Annotated in this window: 20 protein-coding genes; 11 read left to right on the top strand and 9 right to left on the bottom strand. The window is 73.1% G+C overall.

Going from position 1 to position 24263, the window contains the following annotated elements; translation table 11 throughout:
- Window positions 1-6: 6 nt before the first annotated feature.
- Window positions 7-573, bottom strand: coding sequence for a sugar O-acetyltransferase (locus ABZ671_RS06245; protein ID WP_357852099.1), 567 nt, complete (start codon window positions 571-573; stop codon window positions 7-9).
- 130 nt (window positions 574-703) lie between these two features.
- Between ABZ671_RS06245 and ABZ671_RS06240 the strand changes: the two genes are divergently transcribed.
- Entirely contained in the window at window positions 704-4066 is a 3363-nt protein-coding gene (locus tag ABZ671_RS06240) for a S8 family serine peptidase (protein WP_357852096.1), read from the top strand.
- Window positions 4067-4139: 73 nt separating this feature from the next.
- On the opposite strand, the gene dapD is transcribed toward ABZ671_RS06240, so the two are convergent.
- On the bottom strand, window positions 4140-5099 hold the full coding sequence (gene dapD / locus ABZ671_RS06235) for a 2,3,4,5-tetrahydropyridine-2,6-dicarboxylate N-succinyltransferase (RefSeq protein WP_357852093.1): 960 nt from the start codon (window positions 5097-5099) through the stop codon (window positions 4140-4142).
- A 24-nt stretch (window positions 5100-5123) separates the two neighbouring features.
- On the opposite strand from dapD, the gene dapE reads away from it, so the two are divergent.
- Window positions 5124-6197 carry a succinyl-diaminopimelate desuccinylase gene (gene dapE, locus ABZ671_RS06230; protein WP_357852090.1) on the top strand — a complete coding sequence of 358 codons (1074 nt, stop codon included), beginning with the start codon at window positions 5124-5126 and terminating at the stop codon, window positions 6195-6197.
- Between the two features lie 62 nt (window positions 6198-6259).
- Here the strand turns inward: dapE and ABZ671_RS06225 are convergent, their stop codons facing one another.
- Window positions 6260-6421, bottom strand: a complete 162-nt coding sequence (locus tag ABZ671_RS06225; protein WP_357852087.1) for a hypothetical protein — start codon at window positions 6419-6421, stop codon at window positions 6260-6262.
- A gap of 157 nt (window positions 6422-6578) precedes the next feature.
- Here ABZ671_RS06225 and ABZ671_RS06220 point away from each other — a divergent pair, with 157 nt between their 5' ends.
- The 6 genes from ABZ671_RS06220 (at window position 6579) to ABZ671_RS06195 (ending at window position 15621) form a co-directional block, all read left to right on the top strand.
- Window positions 6579-7442 carry a TIGR00730 family Rossman fold protein gene (locus ABZ671_RS06220; RefSeq protein WP_357852084.1) on the top strand — a complete coding sequence of 288 codons (864 nt, stop codon included), beginning with the start codon at window positions 6579-6581 and terminating at the stop codon, window positions 7440-7442.
- A 4-nt stretch (window positions 7443-7446) separates the two neighbouring features.
- On the top strand, window positions 7447-7995 hold the full coding sequence (locus ABZ671_RS06215; protein WP_357852081.1) for a TIGR00730 family Rossman fold protein: 549 nt from the start codon (window positions 7447-7449) through the stop codon (window positions 7993-7995).
- A gap of 60 nt (window positions 7996-8055) precedes the next feature.
- A complete protein-coding gene (locus tag ABZ671_RS06210) occupies window positions 8056-11403 on the top strand; it encodes an ATP-dependent DNA helicase (protein WP_357852592.1) in 3348 nt (1115 codons plus the stop codon).
- On the top strand, window positions 11400-14840 hold the full coding sequence (locus tag ABZ671_RS06205) for an ATP-dependent DNA helicase (protein ID WP_357852078.1): 3441 nt from the start codon (window positions 11400-11402) through the stop codon (window positions 14838-14840). The genes ABZ671_RS06210 and ABZ671_RS06205 overlap by 4 nt, the downstream gene beginning before the upstream one ends.
- A 195-nt stretch (window positions 14841-15035) precedes the next feature.
- On the top strand, window positions 15036-15239 hold the full coding sequence (locus tag ABZ671_RS06200; RefSeq protein WP_091595283.1) for a cold-shock protein: 204 nt from the start codon (window positions 15036-15038) through the stop codon (window positions 15237-15239).
- A 196-nt stretch (window positions 15240-15435) separates the two neighbouring features.
- Window positions 15436-15621, top strand: a complete 186-nt coding sequence (locus tag ABZ671_RS06195) for a hypothetical protein (RefSeq protein ID WP_357852074.1) — start codon at window positions 15436-15438, stop codon at window positions 15619-15621.
- Window positions 15622-15642: 21 nt separating this feature from the next.
- On the opposite strand, the gene ABZ671_RS06190 is transcribed toward ABZ671_RS06195, so the two are convergent.
- The 3 genes from ABZ671_RS06190 to ABZ671_RS06180 are packed head-to-tail and all read right to left on the bottom strand — an operon-like array spanning window position 15643 to window position 18345.
- A complete protein-coding gene (locus ABZ671_RS06190) occupies window positions 15643-16527 on the bottom strand; it encodes an ABC transporter permease (RefSeq protein ID WP_357852071.1) in 885 nt (294 codons plus the stop codon).
- The gene (locus ABZ671_RS06185) at window positions 16517-17293 is read right to left on the bottom strand and encodes an ABC transporter ATP-binding protein (protein ID WP_357852068.1); all 777 of its coding nucleotides are present in this window, start codon (window positions 17291-17293) and stop codon (window positions 16517-16519) included. The genes ABZ671_RS06190 and ABZ671_RS06185 overlap by 11 nt, the downstream gene beginning before the upstream one ends.
- Entirely contained in the window at window positions 17290-18345 is a 1056-nt protein-coding gene (locus tag ABZ671_RS06180) for an ABC transporter substrate-binding protein (protein WP_357852065.1), read from the bottom strand. The genes ABZ671_RS06185 and ABZ671_RS06180 overlap by 4 nt, the downstream gene beginning before the upstream one ends.
- A gap of 225 nt (window positions 18346-18570) precedes the next feature.
- On the opposite strand from ABZ671_RS06180, the gene ABZ671_RS06175 reads away from it, so the two are divergent.
- Genes ABZ671_RS06175 through nudC form a run of 3 tightly spaced genes read left to right on the top strand, consistent with a single transcriptional unit; the run spans window position 18571 to window position 22156 of the window.
- Window positions 18571-19881 (top strand): pitrilysin family protein, encoded by a 1311-nt coding sequence (locus ABZ671_RS06175; RefSeq protein WP_357852063.1) that lies wholly within the window; start codon window positions 18571-18573, stop codon window positions 19879-19881.
- Complete coding sequence (locus tag ABZ671_RS06170) at window positions 19878-21215, top strand: pitrilysin family protein (RefSeq protein ID WP_357852059.1); 1338 nt, start codon at window positions 19878-19880, stop codon at window positions 21213-21215. The genes ABZ671_RS06175 and ABZ671_RS06170 overlap by 4 nt, the downstream gene beginning before the upstream one ends.
- On the top strand, window positions 21212-22156 hold the full coding sequence (gene nudC, locus ABZ671_RS06165) for an NAD(+) diphosphatase (protein ID WP_357852056.1): 945 nt from the start codon (window positions 21212-21214) through the stop codon (window positions 22154-22156). Before ABZ671_RS06170 ends, nudC begins: the two co-directional genes overlap by 4 nt.
- Window positions 22157-22298: 142 nt before the next feature.
- Here nudC and ABZ671_RS06160 read toward each other — a convergent pair whose 3' ends face one another.
- From ABZ671_RS06160 to ABZ671_RS06150, 3 genes are all read right to left on the bottom strand, one after another.
- Window positions 22299-22568, bottom strand: a complete 270-nt coding sequence (locus ABZ671_RS06160; protein ID WP_357852053.1) for a hypothetical protein — start codon at window positions 22566-22568, stop codon at window positions 22299-22301.
- Window positions 22569-22781: 213 nt separating this feature from the next.
- Complete coding sequence (locus tag ABZ671_RS06155) at window positions 22782-23021, bottom strand: DUF397 domain-containing protein (protein WP_357852050.1); 240 nt, start codon at window positions 23019-23021, stop codon at window positions 22782-22784.
- Window positions 23022-23094: 73 nt separating this feature from the next.
- Entirely contained in the window at window positions 23095-24075 is a 981-nt protein-coding gene (locus ABZ671_RS06150) for a helix-turn-helix transcriptional regulator (RefSeq protein ID WP_357852047.1), read from the bottom strand.
- Between the last annotated feature and the right edge of the window lie 188 nt (window positions 24076-24263).

Here is a 24263-nt window from a genome sequence, read left to right as displayed (position 1 = left end):
AGCAGCTCAGATGGCCTTTTCCAGGGTGCGTACCGGTCGAGCGGGATTACCCACGGCGACGATGTTGGGTGGCAGATCCTTCGTCACCACGGCGCCCGCGCCGACCACCGTGTTTTCGCCGATGCTGACGCCGGCCAGCACGATGACCCCGCCGCCGAGCCAGACGTTGTCGCCGATCGCGATCGGTCGGGCCGACTCCCACTTGTCCCGCCGGGCCGCCGGCTCGATGGGATGGGTGGCCGTCAGGAGCTGCACGTTCGGCCCGATCTGGACGTCGGCGCCGATGGTGATCCGAGCGACGTCGAGGAAGACCGCGTTGAAGTTGACGAAGCTGCGCGGCCCGATGTGGGTCTGCCAGCCGTAGTCGCAGTGGAACGGTGGCCGGACCCAGGTGCCGTCCCCGAGCGAGCCGAGCAGCTCCCGCAGCGTGGTGAGCCGACCCTGCGGGTCGTCGGCGGAGCCGGTGTTGAAGCGTTCGGTGAGCCGGGCGGCCCGGTCCAGGTCGGCGGTGATCTCCGGGTCGTCGGCGATGTACAGCTCGCCGGCCAGCATGCGGTCTTTCATGGTGCTCACCGGCAGATCATGCCCCGCCGAGAGCGGCGATGCGCGGTAGATTGCGACTTCCATATGCATACCGAGTATGCAATCCTGGCGGTCGCCGTCGATGTGCTCTCACTCGATGTGGACGCCCCCTGAAGGAGGAATGTTGCGCCGCAACAGAAGGAAACTCGCCGCGATCGGCCTCACCCTGGGGCTGGCGCTCGGCGTACCCGGGCCGGCGTCCGCCGTGCCGGGAGCGGGCCCGAGCAGCCCGACCGCCCGCGCCGCCGCCCCGGCCGTCGGCCGGCCCGTCACCGTCACCCTGATAACCGGCGACCAGGTCACCGTGACCGCCACCGGCAACGCCGCAGTACGCCCCGCCGCCGACCGGGCCGGCATCCACTTCCTGGTCGGCCGGGAGGGCGGCCACCTCACCGTCCTTCCGCAGGACGCGCTGCCACTGGTCCGGGCCGGCCGGGTCGATCGGCGGCTGTTCGACATCACCGAGCTGATCGAGTCCGGCTACGACGACGCCCACCGGGACACGCTGCCGCTGCTGGTGTCGTACCCGCCTGGTTTGGCCCGTCGCGCGGCGTCCCCGGTCGGCGGCGCCCGGGTGATCCGCGAACTGCCGGTGATCGGCGGCGCGGCACTCGTCGCGTCGAAGGCCGATGTCGGCACGGTCTGGGCTGCGGCGTCCGCCGGCCGGGCCGGCGTCCGGGTCGACGCGGCGGGGGGTGTCGACCGGATCTGGCTGGACGGCCGGCGGCGGGTGGCCCTCGACCACAGCGTGCCGCAGATCGGCGCGCCCGCCGCCTGGGCCGGCGGCTGGACCGGAAAGGGGGTGACGGTCGCGGTGCTCGACACCGGCGTCGACCTCACCCACCCCGACCTGGCCGGCAAGGTCGCCGAGTCACGCAACTTCAGCGAGGTGCCCGAGGCGGACGACCTGATCGGGCACGGCACCCACGTCGCGTCGATCATCGCCGGCAGCGGGGCCGCCTCCGGCGGCCGATACCGGGGCGTTGCCCCCGACGCCACCCTGCTCTCCGGCAAGGTCTGCGAGGACCAGTACTGCTCCGACTCGGCCATCCTCGCCGGCATGCAGTGGGCCGCGGCGGAGAAGCACGCCACCGTGGTCAACATGAGCCTCGGCAGCGGGGCCAGTCCGGAGATCGACCCACTTGAGCAGGCGATCGAGACGCTGACCGAGCAGTACGGCACGCTCTTCGTCGTCGCGGCCGGCAACGACGGCCCAGACGGCTCGGTCGGCTCGCCGGCCACCGCCGACGCCGCGCTGGCCGTCGGGGCCGTTGACCGGAACGACGAGTTGGCGTTCTTCTCCAGCCGCGGGCCGCGCACCCGCGACGGGGCCATCAAGCCGGACATCACCGCCCCCGGCGTCGGCATCGTGGCCGCCCGGGCCGCCCACGGCGTCATCGGTGACCCGGTGGGGGAGCGGTACGTGACCCTCTCCGGCACCTCGATGGCCACCCCGCACGTGGCCGGCGCGGCGGCGCTGCTGGCCCAGCAGCACCCCAGCTGGACGGCCGCGCAGTACAAGGCCACCCTGATGGCCTCCGCGAAGCCGCACCCGGGCCAGACGGCGTTCCAGCAGGGCGCGGGACGGGTCGACATCGCGCACGCGATCACCGAGCAGGTGACCAGCGATCCGGCCAGCGTCTCGTTCGGCACGGCGACCTGGCCGCACGACCACAACCAGCCGATCGCCCGGACGGTCACCTACCGCAACTCCGGCAGCGGCCCGCTCACCCTCGACCTGGGCACCGAGGTCACCGGCCCGGACGGGCGCACCGCGCCGACCGGGATGTTCAACCTCAGCGCGTCCCGGCTCACCGTGCCGGCGGGCGGCACCGCCCAGGTGACGGTCACCGCGGACACCCGGCTCGGCGGGGTGGACGGCGACTGGACCGGGCGGCTGGTCGCCCGCGCCGGCGCGACGGTGGCGGTCACCCCGCTGGCCGTCAACCGCGAGGTGGAGAGCTACGACCTGACGGTCGTCCACCGGGACCGGGCCGGCGCGCTCACCGGGGACTACTACACCAGCCTGATCGCCCTGGACGGCCCGGCCGGCCCGACCACCCGGGCTTTCCTGTGGGGACAGCGCGCCGAGTCGCGGATCCGCCTGCCCAAGGGCCGGTACGGCGTGGCGAGCCTGCTCTACCGTCCGGACGGCGAGGACTGGTCCGAGATGTCCATGCTGGTCCAGCCCGAACTGGTGGTGGACCGAGACCAGCGGATCACTCTCGACGCCCGGCTGGCGAAGCCGGTCCGGATGACCGTGCCGCAGCGGGGAGCCACCCCGGTGTGGATCGACTCCACGGCGACCTGGATGGCCGGCGACCACCGCTACTTCTGGACGCTCGGGGCGGACACCTTCGACGGGCTGTACAGCGCCCAAGTCGGTAAGAACGTCTCCGACTCCCGCTTCGTCGGCACGCTGGCCAGCCAGTGGGCCGAGTCGAGGTACGCGGCCAGCCCGTACTTCTACGCCCTCAACGAGCACTTCCCCGGCCGCTGGCCGACCGGGTACGTACGGCACTACCAGCCGGCGGACCTGGCGACCGTGACGCACCGGTTCCGGGGCGGCGATCCGGGGCTGGAGACGGTCCTGCGGGCGGTCGTCCCCGAGTCGGACTACGCCCTCGGCTACGCCTCGGCGGCGATCCTGCCGGTGACCGTCCCCGGACAGCGGACCGAGTACTACAACGCCAACCAGACGAGATGGCGCTCCGTGACCGAATTCGGCGGCCCCGGTGAGGGCGGCTGGTACGAGACGAAGGCGGTGCTGGCGTCGGTGCCGACCCGGTACCCGGCCGGCCGGAGCTACCAGGAGGAGTGGAACTCCGCGCCGTACGGGCCGTCGTTCCCACAGCCGGACCGGCCGGGGCAGGGCGTGACGCGCAACGGCGACACGATGGTCGTCAACCTGCCGATGCACAGCGACGCCGCCGGGCATCCTGGTAATTCGGTCAACGACACCGAGCGGACCGCCCTGTATCGCAACGGCAGGCTGCTCGACGAGCAGCCGGACGCCGGGTACGGCGAGTTCACCGTCCCGCCGGGCGTGGCGGACTACCGGCTGGAGACCTCGGCCACGCGGCGCTTCACCGACCTGAGCACCGAGGTGTCGGCCGCTTGGACGTTCCGTTCGACGCACGTCCCGGGTGACGACTGGGCGCGGCTGCCGGCCATGGCGGTCCGCTTCGCGCCGTCGCTGGCGGCCGACAACAGCGCGCCGGCCGGCCGGGCGTTCACCATCCCGGTGACGGTGCACCGGCAGCCCGGCGCACCGGCCGCCACGGTCGCGGCGCTCACCGTCGACGTGTCGTACGACGGCGGGCGGACCTGGCGCAAGGCGGACCTGCGCAGGCAGGGCGCGGGTTGGGTGGCCGACGTCCGGCACTCCGCCGGTCGAGGCTACGTCTCCCTACGCGCCACCGCACGAGACAGCGCCGGCAACACGGTGACCACGCGGATCATCCAGGCGTACCGCCTGCGGTGAGTCGCGGCGACTCCAGCCGGAGTTGCCGGAAGCGTCCGGGTCCGCGGTTTTCCCGCCGCGGGCCCGGATCGCGTCAGTCGTTGGCGTGCAGGGCAGCGTTCAGCTCGATGCCCCGGCCGGTGCGCGGCTTGGCTTCCAGCGCCCCGGTGACCGAGTTGCGCCAGAAGAGCAGCCCGTCCACGCCGGAAAGCTCGCGGGCCTTGACCACCCGGCCGTCCGGCAGGGTGATCTTCGACGCAGCGGTGATGTAGCAGCCGGCCTCCACCACGCAGTCGTCGCCGAGGGAGATGCCGACACCGGCGTTCGCGCCGACCAGGCTCCGCTCGCCGATCCGCACCCGATCGGTGCCGCCGCCGGAGAGGGTGCCCATGATCGAGGCACCGCCGCCGATGTCGGAGCCGTCGCCGACCACCACGCCCTGCACGATCCGGCCCTCGACCATCGAGGTGCCCAGCGTGCCGGCGTTGAAGTTGACGAAGCCCTCGTGCATCACGGTGGTGCCCGAGGCCAGGTGAGCACCGAGCCGGACCCGGTCGGCGTCGGCGATTCGCACCCCGGCGGGGACCACGTAGTCGGTCATCCGGGGGAACTTGTCCACCCCGTACACCGCGAGGTGGCGGCCGGCGGCCCGCTCGATCACGCGCAGCTCGTCCACTCGCTCCGGCGGGCACGGCCCGGCCGAGGTCCAGGCCACGTTGGCCAGCTTGCCGAAGATGCCGTCGAGGTTGAGCTCGTTGGGGCGCACCAGGCGGTGGGAGAGCAGGTGCAACCGGAGGTACGCGTCGGCAGCGTCCTTGATCGGGTCGTCCAGCGAGCCGATCACGGTGACCACCTGGACCGTACGCAGGCCGGGCAGCGCCCGCTCGCCGACCGCGCCGGGCGGCAGGTCGAGGACGTCGGCCTCGCCCTCCCCGGGGACGAGGGGCAGCTCGCCGAGCCCGAGCTTGCCGGTCGGGTACCAGGTGTCGAGCACCAGGTCGTCAGCGGTGATCGTGGCCAGGCCGATGCCCCAGGCGGCTTCTGCGGTCGTCACGAGGATGACGGTACCGTGCGAGACATGCAGAACCCGCTGACCCCCGAGGTCTTGGCTGATCCGGTGGCGCTCACCCGCGCGCTGGTCGACATCGAGTCCGTCTCCCGCAACGAGAAGGCGATCGCCGACTGCGTCGAGGAGGTGCTGCGGGGCGTGCCGCACCTGACCACCTACCGGCACGGCAACACGGTGATGGCCCGTACCGACCTGGGCCGGGCGCAGCGGGTGGTGCTCGCCGGCCACCTGGACACCGTTCCGCACAACAACAACTTCCCGTCGACCATGCGGGGCGACCTGATGTACGGCTGCGGCACCTCGGACATGAAGTCCGGGGTGGCCTTCGCGCTGCACCTGGCGGTGACCCTGCCCGACCCGCGTTACGACGTCACGTACTTCTTCTACGAGGCCGAGGAGATCGAGTCGGAGTACAACGGGCTCACGCTGGTCTCCCAGGCCCACCCGGAGTGGCTCCAGGCCGACTTCGCGGTGCTGCTGGAACCGACGTACGGGGTCGTCGAGGCCGGCTGCCAGGGCACCATGCGGGCGATCGTCACCACGTACGGCGAGCGGGCCCACGCGGCCCGGTCTTGGCGCGGGGTGAACGCCATCCATGGCGCCGGCGAGGTGCTGCGCCGGCTCGGCGGGTACGAGGCGCGCCGAGTAATCATCGAGGGCTGCGAATATCGAGAGGGCCTGAACGCGGTCCGGATCGTCGGCGGGGTGGCCGGCAACGTCATCCCGGACCGCTGCGAGATCGAGATCAACTACCGGTACGCCCCGGACCGCGACCCCGCGGCGGCCGAGGCGCACCTGCGCGAGGTCTTCGCCGGCTTCGACCTGGCGGTCACCGACGCGGCGGCCGGGGCGGCTCCGGGACTGGACAACCCGCCGGCGCGGGAGTTCCTGGCCGCGGTGGGTGCGGCCCCGATCGGCAAGCTGGGCTGGACGGACGTGGCCCGGTTCGCCTCGATGGGCATCCCGGCGCTGAACTTCGGCCCGGGCGATCCCAACCTGGCTCACTACAAGGACGAGCACGTCGAGTTGACCAAGATCCGCGATGGGGCGGCCACCCTGTACCGCTGGCTCGCCGCCAACTGACACCGGATACGCGACCGGGGGCCCGTCGGTGCGGTGGGCCCCCGGGATCGTGCGGCGCTGCGTCAGACGGTCGTCGTCAGCGAGGTGTCCGGCTCGGCGGACTCGCCGGTGAGGTCGGCGTGGTGGGCTTCCATCATGCGGGCGCGGCGGCGCTCAGCCACCACGTCGCGGATTCGCCGCTGCATCTGCCGGCGGATCCGGATCATCTCGGTGTTGTTGATCAACGCTGGCTCCTCCCCCGAAGGCGCGCGCCGGGGCATACCCCGTATGTGTGAATAGTAAGACGTGCGGGCGACCGATTTAGTTGCCCAAGATCGCCAAGAATTTTTCCGGCTCGCCGGCCTCCACGCCCGGCCGCCGTGGCTCCATTACGGTGGCCCCATGAGCCAGAGCAACGGGCGGCAGTCCGGCCGCGGTCCGCGCAGGGAACGGCACCGGGGTGCGGTCACGCTGCGCAATCACGCCATCCCGACCAGCACCGCCGACCAGCGGCTGCTGGACTCCCGGGGCCGGGGCGACTGGAAGACCAAGGACGCCTGGCGGGCGTTGCGCATCCTGTCGGAGTTCGTCGAAGGCTTCGACACCCTGGCCGACCTGCCGCCCGCGGTCAGCGTCTTCGGCTCGGCCCGCAGCAGGCCGGAGAGCCCCGAGTGCCGGATGGCCGAGGACCTGGGCGCCGCGCTGGCCCGGGCGGGGTACGCGGTGATCACCGGAGGCGGCCCCGGGGTGATGGAGGCGGCCAACCGGGGTGCCAGCGAGGCGGGCGGGGTCTCCGTCGGGCTCGGCATCGAGCTGCCGTTCGAGCAGGGCATCAACGACTGGGTCGACCTGGCCATCGATTTCCGCTACTTCTTCGCTCGCAAGACCATGTTTGTGAAGTACGCGCAGGCGTTCGTCGTGCTGCCCGGTGGGTTCGGCACCATGGACGAGCTGTTCGAGGCGCTGACCCTGGTGCAGACGGGCAAGGTCACCCGCTTCCCGGTGGTGCTGATGGGCCTCGACTACTGGCGGGGCCTGATCGACTGGCTGCGCGACAGCATGGCCGCCGAGGGCAAGATCGGCCCGACCGACCTGGACCTGATCTGCCTCACCGACGACGTCGAGGAGGCGGTCCGGCACATCGTGGAGGCCGAGGCGGTGCTCTCCGCCGAGCAGGAGGCGATCCGCGAGGAGGCGGTCGCCCGGGTCGCCGCCGACCAGCAGGCCGCCGAGGCCGCGTCCGAGCGGCCGACGGGGCAGGGCTGACCCGATGGCCTCAGTCTGCGTGTTCTGCGCGTCCTCCCGTACCCTCGACCAGCGTTGGCTGGACCTGGCGGCCGAGACCGGCGCGGAGCTGGCCCGGCGCGGGCACACCCTGGTCAGCGGCGGCGGCCGCGTCGGCATGATGGGCGCGGTCGCGGACGGCGCGCGGGCCGCCGGGGGCCACACGCTCGGGGTGATCCCGCAGGCCCTGGTCGACCTGGAGGTCGCCGACCTGGCCGCCGACGAATTGCTGGTCACCGACGGAATGGCCAGCCGCAAGACGCTGATGATCGAGAAGTCGGACGCGTTCGTCGCCCTGCCCGGCGGGCTCGGCACCCTCGACGAGTTGTTCGAGGTGTGGACCACCGCCACCCTGGCCATGCACGCCAAGCCCATGGTGCTGCTCGACGTGGACGGCTTCTACCGCCCCCTGCTCGACTGGCTGGGCACCCTCGCCACCCACCACTTCCTCAAACCCGCCGCCCTCGACCTCCTCCTGGTCGCCCCCACGATCCCGGAGGCCCTGACCCTCCTGGAATCCCGCCTAACCTCATGATCATCCAGTGGGTGGGAGGGGGAGGGGAACGGTGTCGTAGTCAGGTGGTGGGATGGGGTGATGCAGGCGTACCGGTTGGTGCGTCGATCCGGGGGGTCGACGGGCGATGCCGCGTACCCACCGTCGCGCCGGCCGGACGCGGGGCAGGCCGAGGTGGTCGCGCACACCGGCGGGCCGATGCTGGTCGTCGGCGGGCCCGGCACGGGCAAGACCAGCACCCTGGTCGAGGCGGTCGCCGCCCGGGTGGCCGAGGGGGTCGACCCTGAGCGCATCCTGGTGCTCACCTTCAATCGGCGTGGCGCCACCGACCTACGCCACCTGATCGAGGCGCGGATCGCCGGCGCCGGCTATTCGTCCGGGAACGGGCCGGCCGCGGGCAGCACCGCCCGGGTGGTCCGCGAACCGCTGGTCCGCACCTTCCCGGCGTACGCGTTCGGCCTGCTCCGCCGGGCCGCCGCCGAGCGGGGCGAGCCGTCGCCCCGGCTGCTCACCGGCCCCGAGCAGGATCTGATCATCCGCGAGCTGCTCGACGTGGTCGGCGAGGAGTCGGGCGACGATCCGGTCGGCTGGCCGGAGGACCTGCGGCCGGCGCTGCGCACCCGGGCGTTCGCGCAGCAACTGCGCGACCTGCTGATGCGCGCCGCCGAGCGGGGTGTCGGCCCGGTCGAGCTGGCCCGGCTGGGGGAGAAGCTGGGCCGCGCCGACTGGCCGGCCGCCGCCCGCTTCCTGCGGGAGTACGTCGCCGTCCTCGCCCTTCGCGACGTGAGCAACCGCGGCTCGATCGCGTACGACCCTGCGGAGCTGGTCCGGGCCGCCACCGGCCTGCTGCTCGACGATCCCGAGCTGCTGGCGGCCGAGCGCCGCAGGCTGGCCCACGTCTACGTCGACGAGCTGGCCGACACCGATCCGGCTCAGCTCGACCTGCTCGCCGTCATCGCTGGCGGGGGCAAGCCCCTGGTCGCGTTCGCCGACCCCGATTCCTCCACGTACGCCTTCCGCGGCGCTGACCCCGCCGGCGTCACCACCTTCCCGCACCGCTTCCGCACCGCCTCCGGGGCGCCCGCCGCGCAGGTGCTGCTGACCACGTCGTACCGGGCCGGCCCGGAGTTGCTGGCGGCGACCACCCGGCTGGCCCGCCGACTGCGCGGGCCGGCGGCGCACCGGCGGCTGCGCCCGCTGCCCGACGCGCCGCCCGGCACCGTCGAGGTGCGCACCTTCCGCTCGGCGACCAGCGAGTCGGCCTGGCTGGCCCACGCGTTGCGTGAGGCGCACCTGCTCGACGGGGTGCCCTGGTCCCGGATGGCGGTGCTGGTCCGCTCCACCGGCCGACAGCTGCCGTCGTTGCGGCGTGCCCTGCACACCGCCGGCGTGCCGACCGTGGTGCACGGCGAGGATCTGCCGCTGCACCTGCAGCCCGGGGTGGCCCCGCTGCTGCTCCTGCTCCGCTGCGCCCTCGAACCCGACCGGCTGGACGAGGAGACGGCGGTCGCCCTGCTGCACTCGCCGCTGGGCGGTGCCGACCCGCTCGCCGAACGGCGGCTGCGGCAGGGGCTGCGCGCCCTCGCGTTGGCCGCCGGCGACCGCCGGCCCTCCGGCGAGCTGATCGTCGAGGCGCTGCGCGACCCGGCCGAGCTGGCGGCCATCGAGCGGCGCTGGGCCGCCCCCGCGCAGGCGGTGGCGCAGCTGCTGGCGGTCGCCCGGCAGGCGGCGGCCACCCCGGCGACCACCGCCGAGGACGTGCTCTGGGCGGTGTGGCGGGAAAGCGGGCTGGCCGAGCGCTGGGCGGGGGCGATCACCCGGGGCCGGGCGGCCACCGGGGAACACGAGACCGCCCAGCGCTGGCGGGCCGAGGCCGCCGACCGGGACCTGGACGCGGTGCTGGTGCTCTTCGACGCGGCGGCCCGGTTCACCGACCGGCTGCCCGGCGCGCGCACCGAGGTCTTCCTCGACCACGTGCTGGGGCAGGACCTGCCGGCCGACACCCTGGCCGCCAGCGCCGACCGGGGCGAGGCGGTACGCCTGCTCACCGCGCACGCCGCGAAGGGCCTGGAGTGGGACCTGGTCGCGGTCGCCGGCATGCAGGAGGGCGTCTGGCCGGACCTGCGGCTGCGCGGCAGCCTGCTCGGCTCCGAGCGGCTGGTCGACGTGCTCGCCGGCCGGGCCGACGGCACCGGCGAGCGCGCCGGCCTGGTCGGGCAGACCTCGGCGCTGCTCGACGAGGAGCGCCGGCTGTTCCACGTCGCGGTCACTCGAGCCCGGCGTCGACTCCTGGTCACCGCGGTCGCGTCGGCGGCCGTCGGCGGCGACGACCATGAGGAGCAGCCGAGCCGGTTCCTGCTCGAGCTGGGCCCACCCGCCGCCGCGGACGGAGACCAGCCGGAGCCGACCGTGCTTCCGGTCACCCTGCCGCCGCGCGGGCTCACCCTGTCCGCACTGGTGGCGGAGTTGCGTACCGCGGTGATCGACCCGGCGGCGCCACTCACCCGGCGGCGCGCGGCGGCGGCCGAACTGGCCCGACTGGCCGCCGCCGGGGTGCCCGGCGCGCACCCGGACGACTGGTGGGGGCTGCGCGGCCTCTCCGACGACCGGCCGCTGGTCGACGAGGGCGAGCCGGTCCGGGTCACCCCGTCCGCCATGGAGAGCGCGCTCCGGTGCAGCCTGCGTTGGCTGCTGGAACGGCACGGCGGCGCCGCCCCGGCCAGCGCCGCGCAGGGCGTCGGCAACCTGGTGCACGCCGCCGCCATGCTGGCCGAGGACGCCAGCGTCGACCGGGCCACCCTGGTGGACTACGTGGCCGCCCGGTTCGACGCGATCGAGCTGGCCGCCCGTTGGCTGGTCGGCCCGGAACGCGTCCGCGCCGAGGCCATGGTGGACAAGCTGCTGCGCTGGCTGGCCGGCAACCCGCGCCGGCTGCTGGCCATCGAGCACGAGTTCGCGGTACGCCTCGACGACCCGCGTCGGCCGGTCGCGCTGACCGGGCGGGTGGACCGGCTGGAGGTGGACGCCGAGGGTCGGCTCGTGGTGATCGACCTGAAGACCGGCAAGTCGACCGCGGTCACCGAGCGGGAGGTGGCCGAGCATCCGCAGCTCGGGGCGTATCAGGCGGCGGTGGAGGCGGGGGCGTTCGCCGAGTTCGGCGACGAGTCCGGGGGCGCCGCGCTGGTGCAGCTCGGCACGAGCGCCCGGGAGGCCAAGGAGCAGACCCAGGCCGCCGCCGGTGAAGGGCCGGAGGCCGGCTGGGCGACCGCGCTGGTCCGGCGTACCGCGGATACGATGGCCGCTGCCACCTTTGCCGCGGTCGCCAACTCCAAGTGCCGGGTCTGCCCGGTCCGGACGAGCTGCCCGGTCTCCGGGCAGGGGCGCCAGGTGGTCGAGCCGCCGACCGTTCGCCGCCCGGAGCAGCAGTGACCCAGCCCACGCTCTTCACCAGCGCGACGCCGACCCCCCGGACGGCGGACGCCGGTCCCCGGTACACCCCGGTGGAGCTGGCGAAGCTGCTGCGGCTGCCGGCGCCGACCCGGGAGCAGGCGGCGATCATCGCCGCGCCGGTCGAGCCGCTGCTGGTGGTCGCCGGGGCCGGCTCGGGCAAGACCGAGACGATGGCCGCCCGGGTGGTCTGGCTGGTCGCCAACGCCTACGTGCGGCCCGAGCAGATCCTCGGGCTCACCTTCACCCGCAAGGCCGCCGGCGAGCTGGCGCACCGGGTGCGTACCCGGCTCGACCAGCTCATCCGTCGGCTCGGCCGGCCACGCCGGGGGATCCAGGACGACACTCTGGCCGGCGAGCCGACCGTCTCGACCTACCACTCGTACGCCGGGCGGATCGTCACCGAGCACGGGCTGCGCGCCGGCCACGAGCCGACCACCCGGTTGCTCACCGAGGCGTCCCGCTGGCAGCTCGTCGACCTGCTCGTACGCAACTACGACGGCGACATGTCCGAGGTGGACCGGATGCCCAGCACCGTCACCGACGCGGTGCTGGCGCTGGCTGGGGAGTTGGACGAGCACCTGGTCGAGCCGGACGAGTTGGCCGCCTGGACCGGCCGGTTCTTCGCCGACGTGCAGTCCCGCCCCGGCCGGGTCTACGCCGACGTCCGGAAGGCGTTGCAGCTCCAACAGAACCGACTGAAGCTGCTGCCGCTGGTCCGGGCGTACGCGCGGCGCAAGGACGACTTCGAGGCGATGGACTTCGCCGATCAGCTCGCCCGCGCCGCCCGGGTGGCCCGGCGCCACCCCGGCGTCGGGCTGATCGAGCGGGACCGGTTCCGGGTGGTGCTGCTCGACGAGTACCAGGACACCAGCCACGCTCAGGTGGTGCTGCTCAACGCGCTCTTCGGCGGTGGCCACCCGGTCACCGCGGTCGGCGACCCGTGCCAGTCGATCTACGGCTGGCGCGGCGCCAGCGCCGGCACGCTGGACCGCTTCCCCACCGAGTTCGCCCGCGCCGACGGCGCCCCGGCCCGGGTGCTCGGCCTCACCACGAGCTGGCGCAACCGCCCGGAGATCCTCGGCGTCGCCAACGCGCTCTCGGTGCCGCTGCGGGCGGCCGGCGCCCGGGTGCCGGAGCTGCACGCCGCGCTCAGCGTCAAGGACCCGATCCCGCACCGCAGCCCCCGCGGGCAGGCGGCCGGCACCGTGCACTGCGCGCTCCTGGAGACGTACGCCGACGAGGCCGAGTGGATCGCCGACAGCGTGCTCGCGGCCTGGCGCGGGGCGGCCGGGATGCCGGGCGCCCTGCCCGAGCATCTCCCGGTGCCCCGGCGGCCCACCACCGCCGTGCTGGTCCGGCTGCGCAGCCAGATCCCCGCCATCGAGTCCGCACTGCGCGCCCGGGGCCTGCCGGTCGAGGTGGTCGGGCTGGGCGGCCTGCTGGACACTCCCGAGGTCCGGGACGTGGTCTGCACCCTGCGGGTGCTCGCTGACCCGACCGACGGGGCGGCGCTGCTGCGCCTGCTCACCGGGGCGCGCTGGCGGATCGGGCCGCGCGACCTGGTCGCCCTGCACCGGCGGGCGAAGGCCATCGCGCGGGCCCGTCGGGAGCTGGCCGGCGACGACGGGCCGGAGATCACCGTGGACGTCCTCGACGAGGCCACCCTGGTCGAGGCGCTGGCCGACCTGGGGCCGGCGCAGGCGTACTCGGCGGAGGGGTATACGCGGCTGCGGTCGTACGGGATGGAGCTGGCGCTGCTGCGCTATCGGCTGGACCAGTCCCTGCCGGAGCTGATCGCGGACATCGAGCGGACCATCGGCCTGGACGTGGAGGTGGCGGTCCGGGCCGGCCGGGACGGCACCGGCGACGCCGGTCTGGCCCGGGGGCACCTGGACGCGCTCGGCGACGTGGCGGCCCGGTTCAGCGGCGAGACGCCCGGCGCGACCCTGGCCGGTTTCCTCGCCTACCTGGCCGCCGCCGAGGACGAGGAGCGCGGCCTGACCCCCGGTGAGGTCGAGGTGGTGGAGGGCGCGGTGCAGATCCTGACCGCGCACGCCGCCAAGGGTCTGGAGTGGGACGTGGTGGCGGTGGCCGGGCTGACCCGGGGGGTCTGGCCGGGGCCGGTGCGCAACTCCGACCACTGGCTGGGCGGGTTGGGCGTGCTGCCGTTCCCGCTGCGCGGCGACGCCGACGGGCTGCCCGAGCTGGGCCTGGCCGGGGCGGAGGACCAGCGTGGGGTGGCTCGGGCGCTGGCGGACTTCGCCGACGGCTGGCGGGCGCACGACGAGCGGGAGGAGCGCCGGCTGGCGTACGTGGCGGTGACCCGGCCCCGGCGGCTGCTGCTCTGCTCCGGCTACTGGTGGGGGGAGGGCACGAAGAAATTCCGTGGGCCCTCGGTTTTCCTGCGCGAGGTGCACGACGCCTGCCTGGCCGGCGCGGCCGGGCACCTGGTCGACGAGTGGGCGCCCGAGCCGGCCGGTGATGCGGTGAACCCGACCACCGAGGTGGTGCTCCGGGCGGAGTGGCCGGCCGACCCGCTCGGTGCCCGCCGGCCCGCGCTGGCCGAGGCCGCCGCGTTGGTCCGTCGCTACCTCGCCGAGCCGGCGGCGGCCCACCGTGAGGCGATGGTCCGGACGAGCGGCGGTGCGGCGGCTGAATCGTCGTCGGCGGTGGGCCCGGCGGTGGGCCCGGAGGTGGATCCGGAGGTGGTCCGCTGGCGGCGGGAGGCCGATTTGCTGCTGGCCGAGCGGGCGGAGCTGGCCCACCGGGCGGAGGCGGTCGACGTCGAGCTGCCCCGGCAGCTGTCGGTGACTCGGCTGGTGGCGCTGCGCCGCGATCCGGTGGCGCTGGCCCGGGCGCTGCGCCGCCCGATGCCCGCCGAGCCCAACCCGTACGCCCGGCGCGGCACCGCCTTCCACGCCTGGCTGGAGCAGCGGTTCGGCGCCGACCGGCTGTTGGACGTGGACGAGCTGCCCGGCGCGGCGGACGACGACGCGGCCCCGGACGAGGCGCTCACCGAGCTACAGGAGCGGTTCCTGGCCAGCGAGTGGGCCGAGCGGATGCCGGTGGAGGTCGAGGTTCCGTTCGCCACCGTGATCGCCGGCGTGGTGGTCCGGGGCCGGATGGACGCCGTCTTCACCCGCCCCGGCGGCCGGTACGACGTGGTCGACTGGAAGACCGGTCGCCAACCCACCGGGCGGGAGGCCGAGGCGGTGGCGGTGCAGCTCGCGGTCTACCGGCTGGCCTGGGCCGAGCTGGCCGGGGTGCCGGCCGAGCGGGTGGGTGCCGCCTTCCACTACGTACGGGACGGCGTCACCGTCCGGCCGGCCGACCTGCTCGACGCCGACGGGCTGACCGCGTTGATCGCCGGCGTGCCGGAACTTCCGGACAGGGCTGCGTCGTCCCGCCAGTCGTGATACGGTAAACACGTTGCAGTTTTGGTTTCCAGAGACTCTGTGTGCGCCTGGCGGATTGTGGCCCCAGGCGCACTTTGTCGTGTCCGGAGTACTCCGGGCGGAGCGACCAGCAGCGACAGGTGTGCCCGGTGGCACACCACCCTTCCGGCCTGCGACAGGCGTGGGCCGGACCGTTCCGTCAAGGAGACGAAACACATGGCTATTGGCACCGTCAAGTGGTTCAACGCTGACAAGGGCTTCGGCTTCATCACCCCGGACGGCGGCGGCGCCGACGTCTTCGCCCACTTCTCGGCGATCCAGTCCTCCGGCTACCGCAGCCTGGACGAGAACCAGCGGGTCGAGTTCGACGTGACCCAGGGCCAGAAGGGCCCGCAGGCGGAGAACATCCGCCCGCTCTGAGTCGCCGCCTGACCGGCACGCCGGTCTGAGCAACATCGGGGAAACTGCTGCCTCAACCGCGGTTGAGGCAGCAGTTTCCCCGCACTTGTCTGCGGCACCCGTCGGAAAGGTGACTGTGTCGCGCATCCGTGTCGGGTGATGCTGGCATCCGGGGGGAAGAGGCCGGGTGTGCCGGCCGGGCGCGGAAGGGGTGACCATGGCAGGCGAGGCCCATTCGGGGGCGGCGCGCGAGTTGCTGCTGGTCCTCGCGGTCGCGGGACTGGGTCTGGCGCTCGCCATGGTGGCCGCGTTCGGGCCCTGGCATCCGGCGTCCGCCGGTCCCGCCCGGGCCGGGCTGGTCGAGCTGCACAGTCCGGCCGGGCGGGCGGTCGACGCGGGCTGAGGCCGACAGCGGGTCAGGGAGTCAGTTGCCGGCCTGGTCCAGCACGCCCCACCGGCGGCGGATCGCCTTGTCGGCCGCGCCGAAGGCGACGTCCACGCCGAGCCCCACCGTCAGGATGACGATCATGATGGCCATCAACCGGGGCGCCTCGTTGAGTTCCCGGGCGTAGGTGAGCTGCGCGCCGATCGACGTCCGGGTGGCGATGACCACCAGCAGTTCGCCGGCCATCAGGCTGCGCCAGGCGAACGCCCAGCCCTGCTTGAGCCCGGCCACGATCGCCGGCAGCGCAGCCGGCGCGATCACGTACCGGTAGAGGTTGAGGCCGCGGGCGCCGAGGTTGCGGCCCGCCCGTACCAGCAGCGGCGGCACGTAGTCGACGCCGTGGATGACGCCGTTGGCGACCGACGGCGCCGCGCCGAGCACCACCACGAAGAAGATCGCCTGCTCGCTGAGCTGGAAGAGCAGGATGGCCAGCGGGAACCAGGCGATCGACGGCATGGTCTGCAGCGCGGTGATCATCGAGCCGAGCGCGGCGCGGAGGACCTTCACCCGGGCCACGGCCAGGCCGAGCACCAGCCCGACGGCAACCGCGACGGCGAACCCGACGACGGCCCGCCGGCCGGTGGTGGCCAGGCCCTCCCAGAGCGCCGGGCTGACCAGGTAGTCGCCGAGGTCCGCGAAGACCGTGGCCGGGCCGGGCAGGACCCACGGGTCCTTCCAGCCGGTCCAGACCACCGCCTGCCAGCCGGCGACGGCCAGGGCCAGCGCGGTCAGCTTCGGCCACAGCGCCGACCAGGCTCGGCGCAGTCGGCTGGGGCCCTGCTCGCGGCCCGCGATCTCCAGGGCGTCCAGGCCGGTGATCTCCGCGTCGCTGCGCGCGGACCCGACGAACGTGTCACTGGCCATGGCGGCTCACCTCCGTACGCAGCCGGGCGGTGACCTCGGCGGCGATGGTCGCGATCTCCGGGGAGTCGATCCGGCGGGGCCGGGGCACGTCGACCTGGGTGGACCAGATGATCCGGCCGGGCCGGCTGGAGAGCAGGATGATCCGGTCAGCCAGCCGGGCCGCCTCACGGACGTTGTGCGTCACGAAGAGCACGGTGAGCTTCCGCTCGGACCAGATCCGTTCCAGCTCGTCGTGAAGGATGTCCCGGGTCATCGCGTCGAGCGCGCCGAACGGCTCGTCCATCAGCAGCACCGGCGTGTCCAGCGCGAGGGTCCGGGCCAGCGCGACGCGCTGCCGCATGCCGCCGGAGAGCTGGTGCGGGCGCTTGCGGCCGAAGTCGGCCAGGTGCACCGTGCGCAGCAGCGCGGCGACCCGCGCCCGGCGCTCGTTCCGGGGCACCCCGCGCAGCTTGAGCGGCACCTCGACGTTCGCCTCGACGGTGAGCCACGGGAAGAGCGCCGGCTCCTGGAACATCAGGCCCGGTTTCGCATCTCCCAGCTCGACCCGCCCGCCGCTGGTCCGGTCCAGCCCGGCGACCAGGTTGAGCAGGGTGCTCTTGCCGCAGCCGGAGGCACCGACCAGGCAGACGAACTCGCCGGGGGCGACGTCCAGCGACACCCCGTCCAGGGCCAGGACGGCGTGCTCACCCTGGCCGTACACCTTGGTTACGCCGCGCAGCGCGACCGAGCCGGTCGCGCTGCGCGGGGCGGTCGTGGTCGCCGTCACGGCTGGGTTACCTCCGGTTTGCCCTGCGCCTTGAGCACGTCGTTGAGGTATTTCAGGTCATAGAGGCCGGTGAGGTCAACGGGCTGGGTCAGCTCGACGGCGACCGCGTGGTCCAGGCCGGTCTTCAGCGAGGCCGGAATCGGGTCGTCGGTGAACTCCAGGCTGGGCCACGCCTGCTTGATCAGCTTGAGGTCCAGCGGCTTACCGGTGATCTTGCCAATGTGGTCGGAGATGGCCTGCTGGGCCTCGTCCGGCTTGCTGTTGACGAACTCGTTCGCGGCGACCTGCCCCTCGACCAGCTTCTTGACCACGTCGGGGTGGGCCTTGAGGAACTTGGTGCTGACGATCAGGTTGGTGATGACGAACTTCCGGTCCGGCCACAGGTCGCGCTCGTCGACCAGCACCTTGCCGCCGGCGTTGACCAGCCGGGAGACGTACGGCTCGGGCACCCAGGCGCCGTCAATCGCGCCGCTGGCGAAGGTGTCCACCGTCTGCGCGTTCTCCTGCGGGACGACCTTGACGTCGCCGCCACCCTCCTTGGTGGTGGTCAGGCCCTTCTCCTTGAGCCAGTAACGCAGCGCCACGTCCTGGGTGTTGCCCAGCTGCGGCGTGGCGATCTTCTTGCCGCGCAGCTGTTCGACCGAGGTGATCTCCGGCTTGACCACCAGGGCGACGCCGCCGGAGGCGGCGCCGGAGACGACCCGGACCGCCTCGCCCTTGGACTTGGAAAAGGCGTTCACGGTCGGGTTCGGACCGATGTACGTGGCGTCGACCGCGCCGGAGAAGAGCGCCTCGATGGCGGCCGGGCCGGCGTTGAAGGTGTTCGTCTCAAGCCTGACCCCGCTGCCGAGCTTCTCGGTGAAGATCCCCTTCTCCACACCGACCACCGCCGGCGCGTGGGTGATGTTCGGAAAGTAGCCGAGGCGCAGGGTCACCGGACCGCTGGCGGCGTCGCTGTCGTCGCCGCAGGCCGCCGTGCTGCCAAGGGCGACCGTGCCGAGCACGGCGAGGGTGGCCAGCGAGGCCAGCCGACGCATGGGGAGCCGTCTCATCGCGCGTCCAATCCGTATTCCTACTTAGTTGGTAGGAAGAGTGGGGCAAGCGCGGAGCGGCGTCAAGACCCATCTACGATCTGGGATGGATGGTCTCGTGATTCACGTTGATTCCCACCTGTTCGGAGGAGTGGGTGGGGCTGGACGGCCCATCGCCGCCACCGCCGTCCGGAGCGCCCGGCCGCACTGCGGGTACGGCCGGCGCGGACACGTTAGGGTCGGTCCGTGCCGTCGAGAGCGAAAATTCCAGCGACGAAGTACCCGGTCGAGCGGTTCAACCTCGACAACGGCCTGCGGGTGGTCCTCACCCCCGACCGCAGCGCCCCGGTGATCGGGGTGGCGGTGGTCTACGACGTCGGCATCCGGTCCGAGCCGGAGGGGCGCACCGGCTTCGCCCACCTCTTCGAGCACCTGATGTTCCAGGGCTCGGAGAACCTGGAGAAGCTGGCCCATTTCCGCCACGTTCAAGGCGCCGGCGGGACCTTCAACGGCTCCACCCACCTGGACTACACCGACTACTACGAGACCCTGCCGAGCAACGCGCTGGAACGGGCGCTCTTCCTGGAGGCCGACCGGATGCGCGGCCCCCGACTGACCGAGGAGAACCTGCGCAACCAGGTCGACGTGGTCAAGGAGGAGATCCGGGTCAACGTGCTCAACCGGCCGTACGGCGGGTTTCCCTGGCTGACCCTGCCGCCGGTCATGTTCGACACCTTCCCCAACGCGCACGACGGCTACGGCTCCTTCGACGACCTGGAGTCGGCCACCGTCGACGACGCCGCCGACTTCTTCCGGCGCTACTACGCCAGCGGCAATGCCGTCCTCGCGGTGAGTGGGGACATCGACGTGACCGAGGCGACCACGCTGATCGAGCGGCACTTCGGCGACGTGCCGGCCTGCCCCGCCCCACGTCGACCCGACTTCACCGAGCCCGACCTGACCGCCGAGCGGCGCACCTCGTACACCGACAAGCTGGCGCCGCTGCCGGCGGTGGCCGGGGCCTGGCGGGTGCCCGACCCGGTGACCGACTTCGCCGGCTACCTGCCGTACGTGGTGCTGGCCGAGGTGCTCACCGACGGGGACGCGTCCCGGCTGGTCGAGCGGCTGGTCCAGCGGGACCGCACGGTCACCGGCCTCGGCGGTTACCTCGGCTTCATGGGCGACCCGTTCGACGTCCGTGACCCCACCGCGCTGCTGCTCCAGGCCCACCTGCCGCCCGGAGGAAGCGTCGACCAGGTGTTGCGCACCATCGACGAGGAACTGGACCGGCTCGCCACCGACGGGCTGACCGAGGGAGAGCTGGCCCGTACCCAGGCCCGGATGGCCACCCACCTGCTGCGGGACACCGACGCGGTGCTCGGCCGGGCGCTGCGGATGGCCGTGCTCGAACAACAGCGCGGCGAGCCGGGCCTGCTCAACGAGCTGCCTCGGCTGGTCGGCGAGGTGACCGAGGAACAGGTCCAGGCCGCCGCCGCCACCCTGCGGCCGGAACGCCGCGCATCCATCGAGGTCATCGCCGGAGGTGCTGCCCAGTGAGCGCAACCGTGGAGACCGGGACCCGGCCGTTGCCGGCGCTCGGCCCGACCCACAAGCTCAAGCTGCCGACGCAGGCCGAGCGCACGCTCGCCAACGGGCTCACCGTGATCGCCGTACGCCGCACGGCGATCCCGCTGGTGGAGCTGCGGCTCTGGATGCCCGCCGGGCGCACCCACGTGGCGCGCGGCGCGGTCCTCGCGCAGACCATCCTCTCCGGCACGGCGACGCACAGCGCGACGCAGCTCGCCGCCGAGTTGCAGAAGGTCGGCGGTGCGCTTGCCGCCGGCATCGACCCGGACCGGCTCATGCTCTCCGGGGCCAGCCTGGTCACCGGTTTGAACCGGATGCTGGAGCTGCTCGCCGATGTGCTGACCGGGGCCGTCTATCCGAACGACTGGGTGGAGATCGAGCGCGACCGGCTGGTCGACCGGATTCAGGTCGCCCGGAGCCAGCCCGCCCACCTGGCCCGGACCGCGCTGCTCAAGCGGATCTACGGTCGGCACCCGTACGCCGTGCAGACCCCCGAACCGGACGAGGTGCGTACGGTCCGGCCAGCCGTCCTGCGCCGGCTGCATGCCGAGCGGGTGCACCCGTCCGGCGCGGTGCTGGTGCTGGTCGGCGACGTGCAGCCGGAACGGGCCCTGGACGCCGCCGAGCAGGCGCTTGGCGGCTGGCACGGGGCGGGGCACGCCGCCGAGTTGCCTCCCGCACCGCCCCTGGAGCCCGGCCCGCTGCTGCTGGTCGACCGACCCGGCTCGGTGCAGTCCTCGCTGCGGATCGCCCTGCCGGCGGTGCCCCGCACCCATCCCGACCACGCCGCGCTGCAACTGGCCAACCTGGTCTTCGGCGGCTACTTCTCCTCCCGCTGGGTGGAGAACATCCGCGAGGACAAGGGCTACACGTACGGGCCGCACTCGGTGGTGGAGCATTCGGTGGCCGGTTCGGTGCTGGTCGCCGCCGCCGAGGTGGCCACCGAGGTCACCGCACCGGCGCTGCTGGAGACCCGGTACGAGCTGGGTCGCCTCGCCGCGTTGCCGCCCAAGCCGGAGGAGCTGGAGCAGGCCCGGCAGTACGCCCTCGGCACGCTCCAGCTCGGCATGTCCACCCAGGCCGGGCTGGCCTCGCTGACCAGCGCGTACGCCGGCAACGGGCTGCGCCTGGACTTTCTCGCCGAGCACGCCGCCCGGCTGGCGAAGGCGACCGTGGACGACGTGGCCGAGGCGGCGGCCCGCTACCTCGCCCCGGCGAAGGCGGTCACCGTGGTCCTCGGTGACGCCGAGCGGGTCGCTGAGTCGCTGGCCACGCTCGCCCCGGTCCGAACGGAGCCGGCGTGAGTGGCGAGCCCGCCCCGCCGCTGGCCCGGTCCACGCTGGACCGGGCGGCGCACCGGCGTACCGACCCGGACTGGCTCGCCGAGGCGTGGGAGCGGGCCCGGGTGCTGGTGCTGGACTCGACCGACGACGGCCGGACTCTGGTGCGGGGCGAGGCCGCCCCGCCGGAGCTGGTGCTGGTCGGCCCGGACGAGTTGCCCGAGGTGCCCCGATCGGTGCCGATGTTCCTCGGCGTCGAGTCGGACGGCGTACCGGTCTTCGCGGTGGACGCGCCGCTGCCGGAGCTGCCCGGCACCCGCCGGGTCGACCTGCGCGAGGTGGGTCACCTGCTGCTCGACCGGGATGCGGGGATCTTCACCACCGGGCTCGCCCTGCTGAACTGGCATGTCCGGCACGGCTACTCGTCGGTCACTGGATATTCCACTCAGGTCGACGAGGCCGGCTGGTCGCGGGTCGACGCGCTGGGCGAGCGGGTCTGGCCGCACACCGACCCAGCCATGATCGTGCTGGTCCACGACGCGGTGGACGGCCCGGAGGGGCGCTGCCTGCTCGGCAGCAACGCCGGGTGGACGCCCGCGCCGGGGGAGCGCCGTTACTCCTGCCTGGCCGGCTACATCGAGCCGGGGGAGTCGGCCGAGGCCGCCGTGCTCCGCGAGGTCCGTGAGGAGGTCGGCGTCCGGGTCGGGGAGATCTCGTACGCGGGCAGCCAGTCCTGGCCGTTCCCCGGCTCGCTGATGCTCGGTTTCCTGGCCCGCGCCGACGTCGACGAGCCGATCCGGGTCGACCCCGCCGAGATCGTTGACGCCCGCTGGTTCACCCGGCGTGAGATCGGCGCCGCGCTGGCCGGCGAGTCGGTCGACGTCGACGGGGAGCGGCTGGTCCTTCCGCCGCCCACCTCGATCGCACTGTTCCTCGTCCACCGCTGGCTCGACGGGCACTGCTGACCGGCGGGAGCCGGACGCGGTCCCGGCCCGGAACCGTCGTTGCCGCGGCGGTCCCGGGCCGGGAACACGGGCCGTCGTAGCCGGGTAGGGCAGGAAACGCGGCGGGGGAGGCCGGTCCGGCAACGACGGACGTCGGATGAAATCAGCTGCCGCCCCAGCGGTAGGGGTCCTCGGGGTCGTGGCTCTCGACCGGGAGCACCTTGACCCGTTGCCGGCCGGCGCGTACGGCCCCTACGCAGGCCAGCGCCCGGGCCAGCAGCAGGGCGGCGTCCCGGTCCTCGGCGTGGACGACCTGGCGGCGCGGCTCCGGCGTGGTGGTCTCGTCGCGTACCCGGCCACCACCGGCCCACGCGGCAGCGATGTCGGTGTCGGCGGCGTTACGGATCTCGGTGCGGACGATCAGGAACCGCATGGCTGTCCTCCGGGTGCGGATGGACGGATACGCGATGGAACTTCCACGTCACTCTTTCGCCATGTTACGCCCGGTCGTCGTCCCAGCAAGTGAAACTCGACGATCGTTGGCGGGCGTTGGCCGATCGGAGGAGACCAGGTCAGCGCCGTTGTCGGGGTGGAAGCACGGCGGGGCCGCCGGCGCGACGCCGACGGCCCCGAGGTGCTGGGCGGATCACTTCAACGCGAACTGCCCGTTCTTCGCACCGCCGATGAAGCCCAGCCATCCGGCCCGGTTGAACAGCAGCACCGGCCCGCTCGGGTCCTTGCTGTCCCGCAGCGCCACCGCCGCCGGCCCGGTGCGCAGTGGCGCGATCTCCACGCAGTTCGAGGTCTGACTGCGGCTGCTCTTGCGCCAGCCGGCACCAGCGAGTTGCCGGGCGAGGTCGGATGAGCTGTTGCGGATCTCGTTCATGGTTCTGCTCCTGGTCTTGGAGTGCTCCGATGGGGACGAGTGACGCCGCGTGGGACGGCCAGGTCCGCGTGGATCACCGGTCCGTCGTCAGGCGCCCCGAGCCGTGGCGACGCTGGGTCGGCGCCGTTGCCGACCTGAACGCCGCGGTGGGCTCGGCTGCCGTTTCGGCCAGCCGTCCCGTCGCCTCGATGAGCCAGGAGAGGGTGTCCGATGCGGAGAGCGCCGCTGAGCGTAGCCACTCGAACACCACTTTATAGCGATTTAGGGTGTTTGCCTCGGTTGACATGACGTCGGTAAACCCACCTTCGATGGCCAGCGTCTCCGGGTCGAGCGGATCGGCGAACCGGTAGACCGAGAAGGCGGTGGGTGGGAGGTACCAGTCGCCGACCCGGGTGTCCCGCAGCAGCAGGTGCAGCGTCACGTTCGGCAGCATGGCCAGCTCGCAGAGATGCACGATCTGCTCGTACAGGACCTCGCGCGGGCCGGCCCGCCGGCCGAGGGCTGCCTCCTCCAGCACCGCCGTGTAGCGCGGCGCCTCGGGGGAGCGGGTCAGCAGCGCCTGGCGGGCCTGGCGGGCGCGTACCTCGGTCTCCGGGTCCTCGGTCTCCGGGTCGCCGGCCTGTTCCGCGACCCGGGACGCGGAGCTGATCCGGTGCCGGGCGTAGCCGGGGGTCTGGAGCAGCCCGGGGACCAGCACCGGGTTGTACTCCGAGATCACGGCGCAGCCCGCCTCCAGCTCGGCGAACGCGCGCTGCTGCTGGGTCATCACCGGGAAGTTGCGCAGCCAGCCGCGCATGTCACCGGCCTCCAGGGTGATGCCAAGCAGTTCCTCGCGCAGTTCGTCGTGCACGCCGTAGAGGGTCAGCAGAACGGCGACGTCGTCCGGGTCGGGGCGGCTGCGCCCGTTCTCCAGTCGGGACAGCTTGGACGCGGAGGCCCAGCCGATCCGCTCGATGACCTGGTCGCCGGTGAGGCCGGTCAGCTCACGCAGCCGGCGCAACTCGGTGCCGAGCCTGCGACGGCGCAGGATCGGGCCTGGTGCGGCAGGAGGCACAGTGTCCTCTTTCCCGTCGACCGTCGCGACGCGACGGTAACTGTATGAAGTTCGCCCCCCACGGTCAGTATGGACGGCGCGACCGGTGTCGGAGGTTCCGGCGAAGGCGTGTCTCGAAACTAAAAGAGGGCCTACCCCGGCCCGGGCGGGAACGTCCGGGCCAGGGTATCCACCCCCGACACACCCCC

The organism is Micromonospora sp. NPDC006766, from assembly GCF_040636055.1.
In the GTDB taxonomy this organism is placed as follows: domain Bacteria; phylum Actinomycetota; class Actinomycetes; order Mycobacteriales; family Micromonosporaceae; genus Micromonospora.
The sequence above is the reverse complement of the archived record's forward strand: the minus strand, read 5'-3'. Positions and strand labels throughout refer to the sequence as shown.

Coding starts and splice junctions, on each gene's coding strand:
- ABZ671_RS06215 (WP_357852081.1), top strand. CDS start 7,447: ATGGCCTCAGTCTGCGTGTTCTGCGCGTCCTCCCGTACCCTCGACCAG.
- ABZ671_RS06220 (WP_357852084.1), top strand. CDS start 6,579: ATGAGCCAGAGCAACGGGCGGCAGTCCGGCCGCGGTCCGCGCAGGGAA.
- ABZ671_RS06240 (WP_357852096.1), top strand. CDS start 704: ATGTTGCGCCGCAACAGAAGGAAACTCGCCGCGATCGGCCTCACCCTG.
- ABZ671_RS06180 (WP_357852065.1), bottom strand. CDS start 18,345: ATGAGACGGCTCCCCATGCGTCGGCTGGCCTCGCTGGCCACCCTCGCC.
- ABZ671_RS06155 (WP_357852050.1), bottom strand. CDS start 23,021: ATGAACGAGATCCGCAACAGCTCATCCGACCTCGCCCGGCAACTCGCT.
- ABZ671_RS06190 (WP_357852071.1), bottom strand. CDS start 16,527: ATGGCCAGTGACACGTTCGTCGGGTCCGCGCGCAGCGACGCGGAGATC.
- ABZ671_RS06195 (WP_357852074.1), top strand. CDS start 15,436: ATGGCAGGCGAGGCCCATTCGGGGGCGGCGCGCGAGTTGCTGCTGGTC.
- ABZ671_RS06160 (WP_357852053.1), bottom strand. CDS start 22,568: ATGCGGTTCCTGATCGTCCGCACCGAGATCCGTAACGCCGCCGACACC.
- dapE (WP_357852090.1), top strand. CDS start 5,124: ATGCAGAACCCGCTGACCCCCGAGGTCTTGGCTGATCCGGTGGCGCTC.
- ABZ671_RS06200 (WP_091595283.1), top strand. CDS start 15,036: ATGGCTATTGGCACCGTCAAGTGGTTCAACGCTGACAAGGGCTTCGGC.
- ABZ671_RS06210 (WP_357852592.1), top strand. CDS start 8,056: ATGCAGGCGTACCGGTTGGTGCGTCGATCCGGGGGGTCGACGGGCGAT.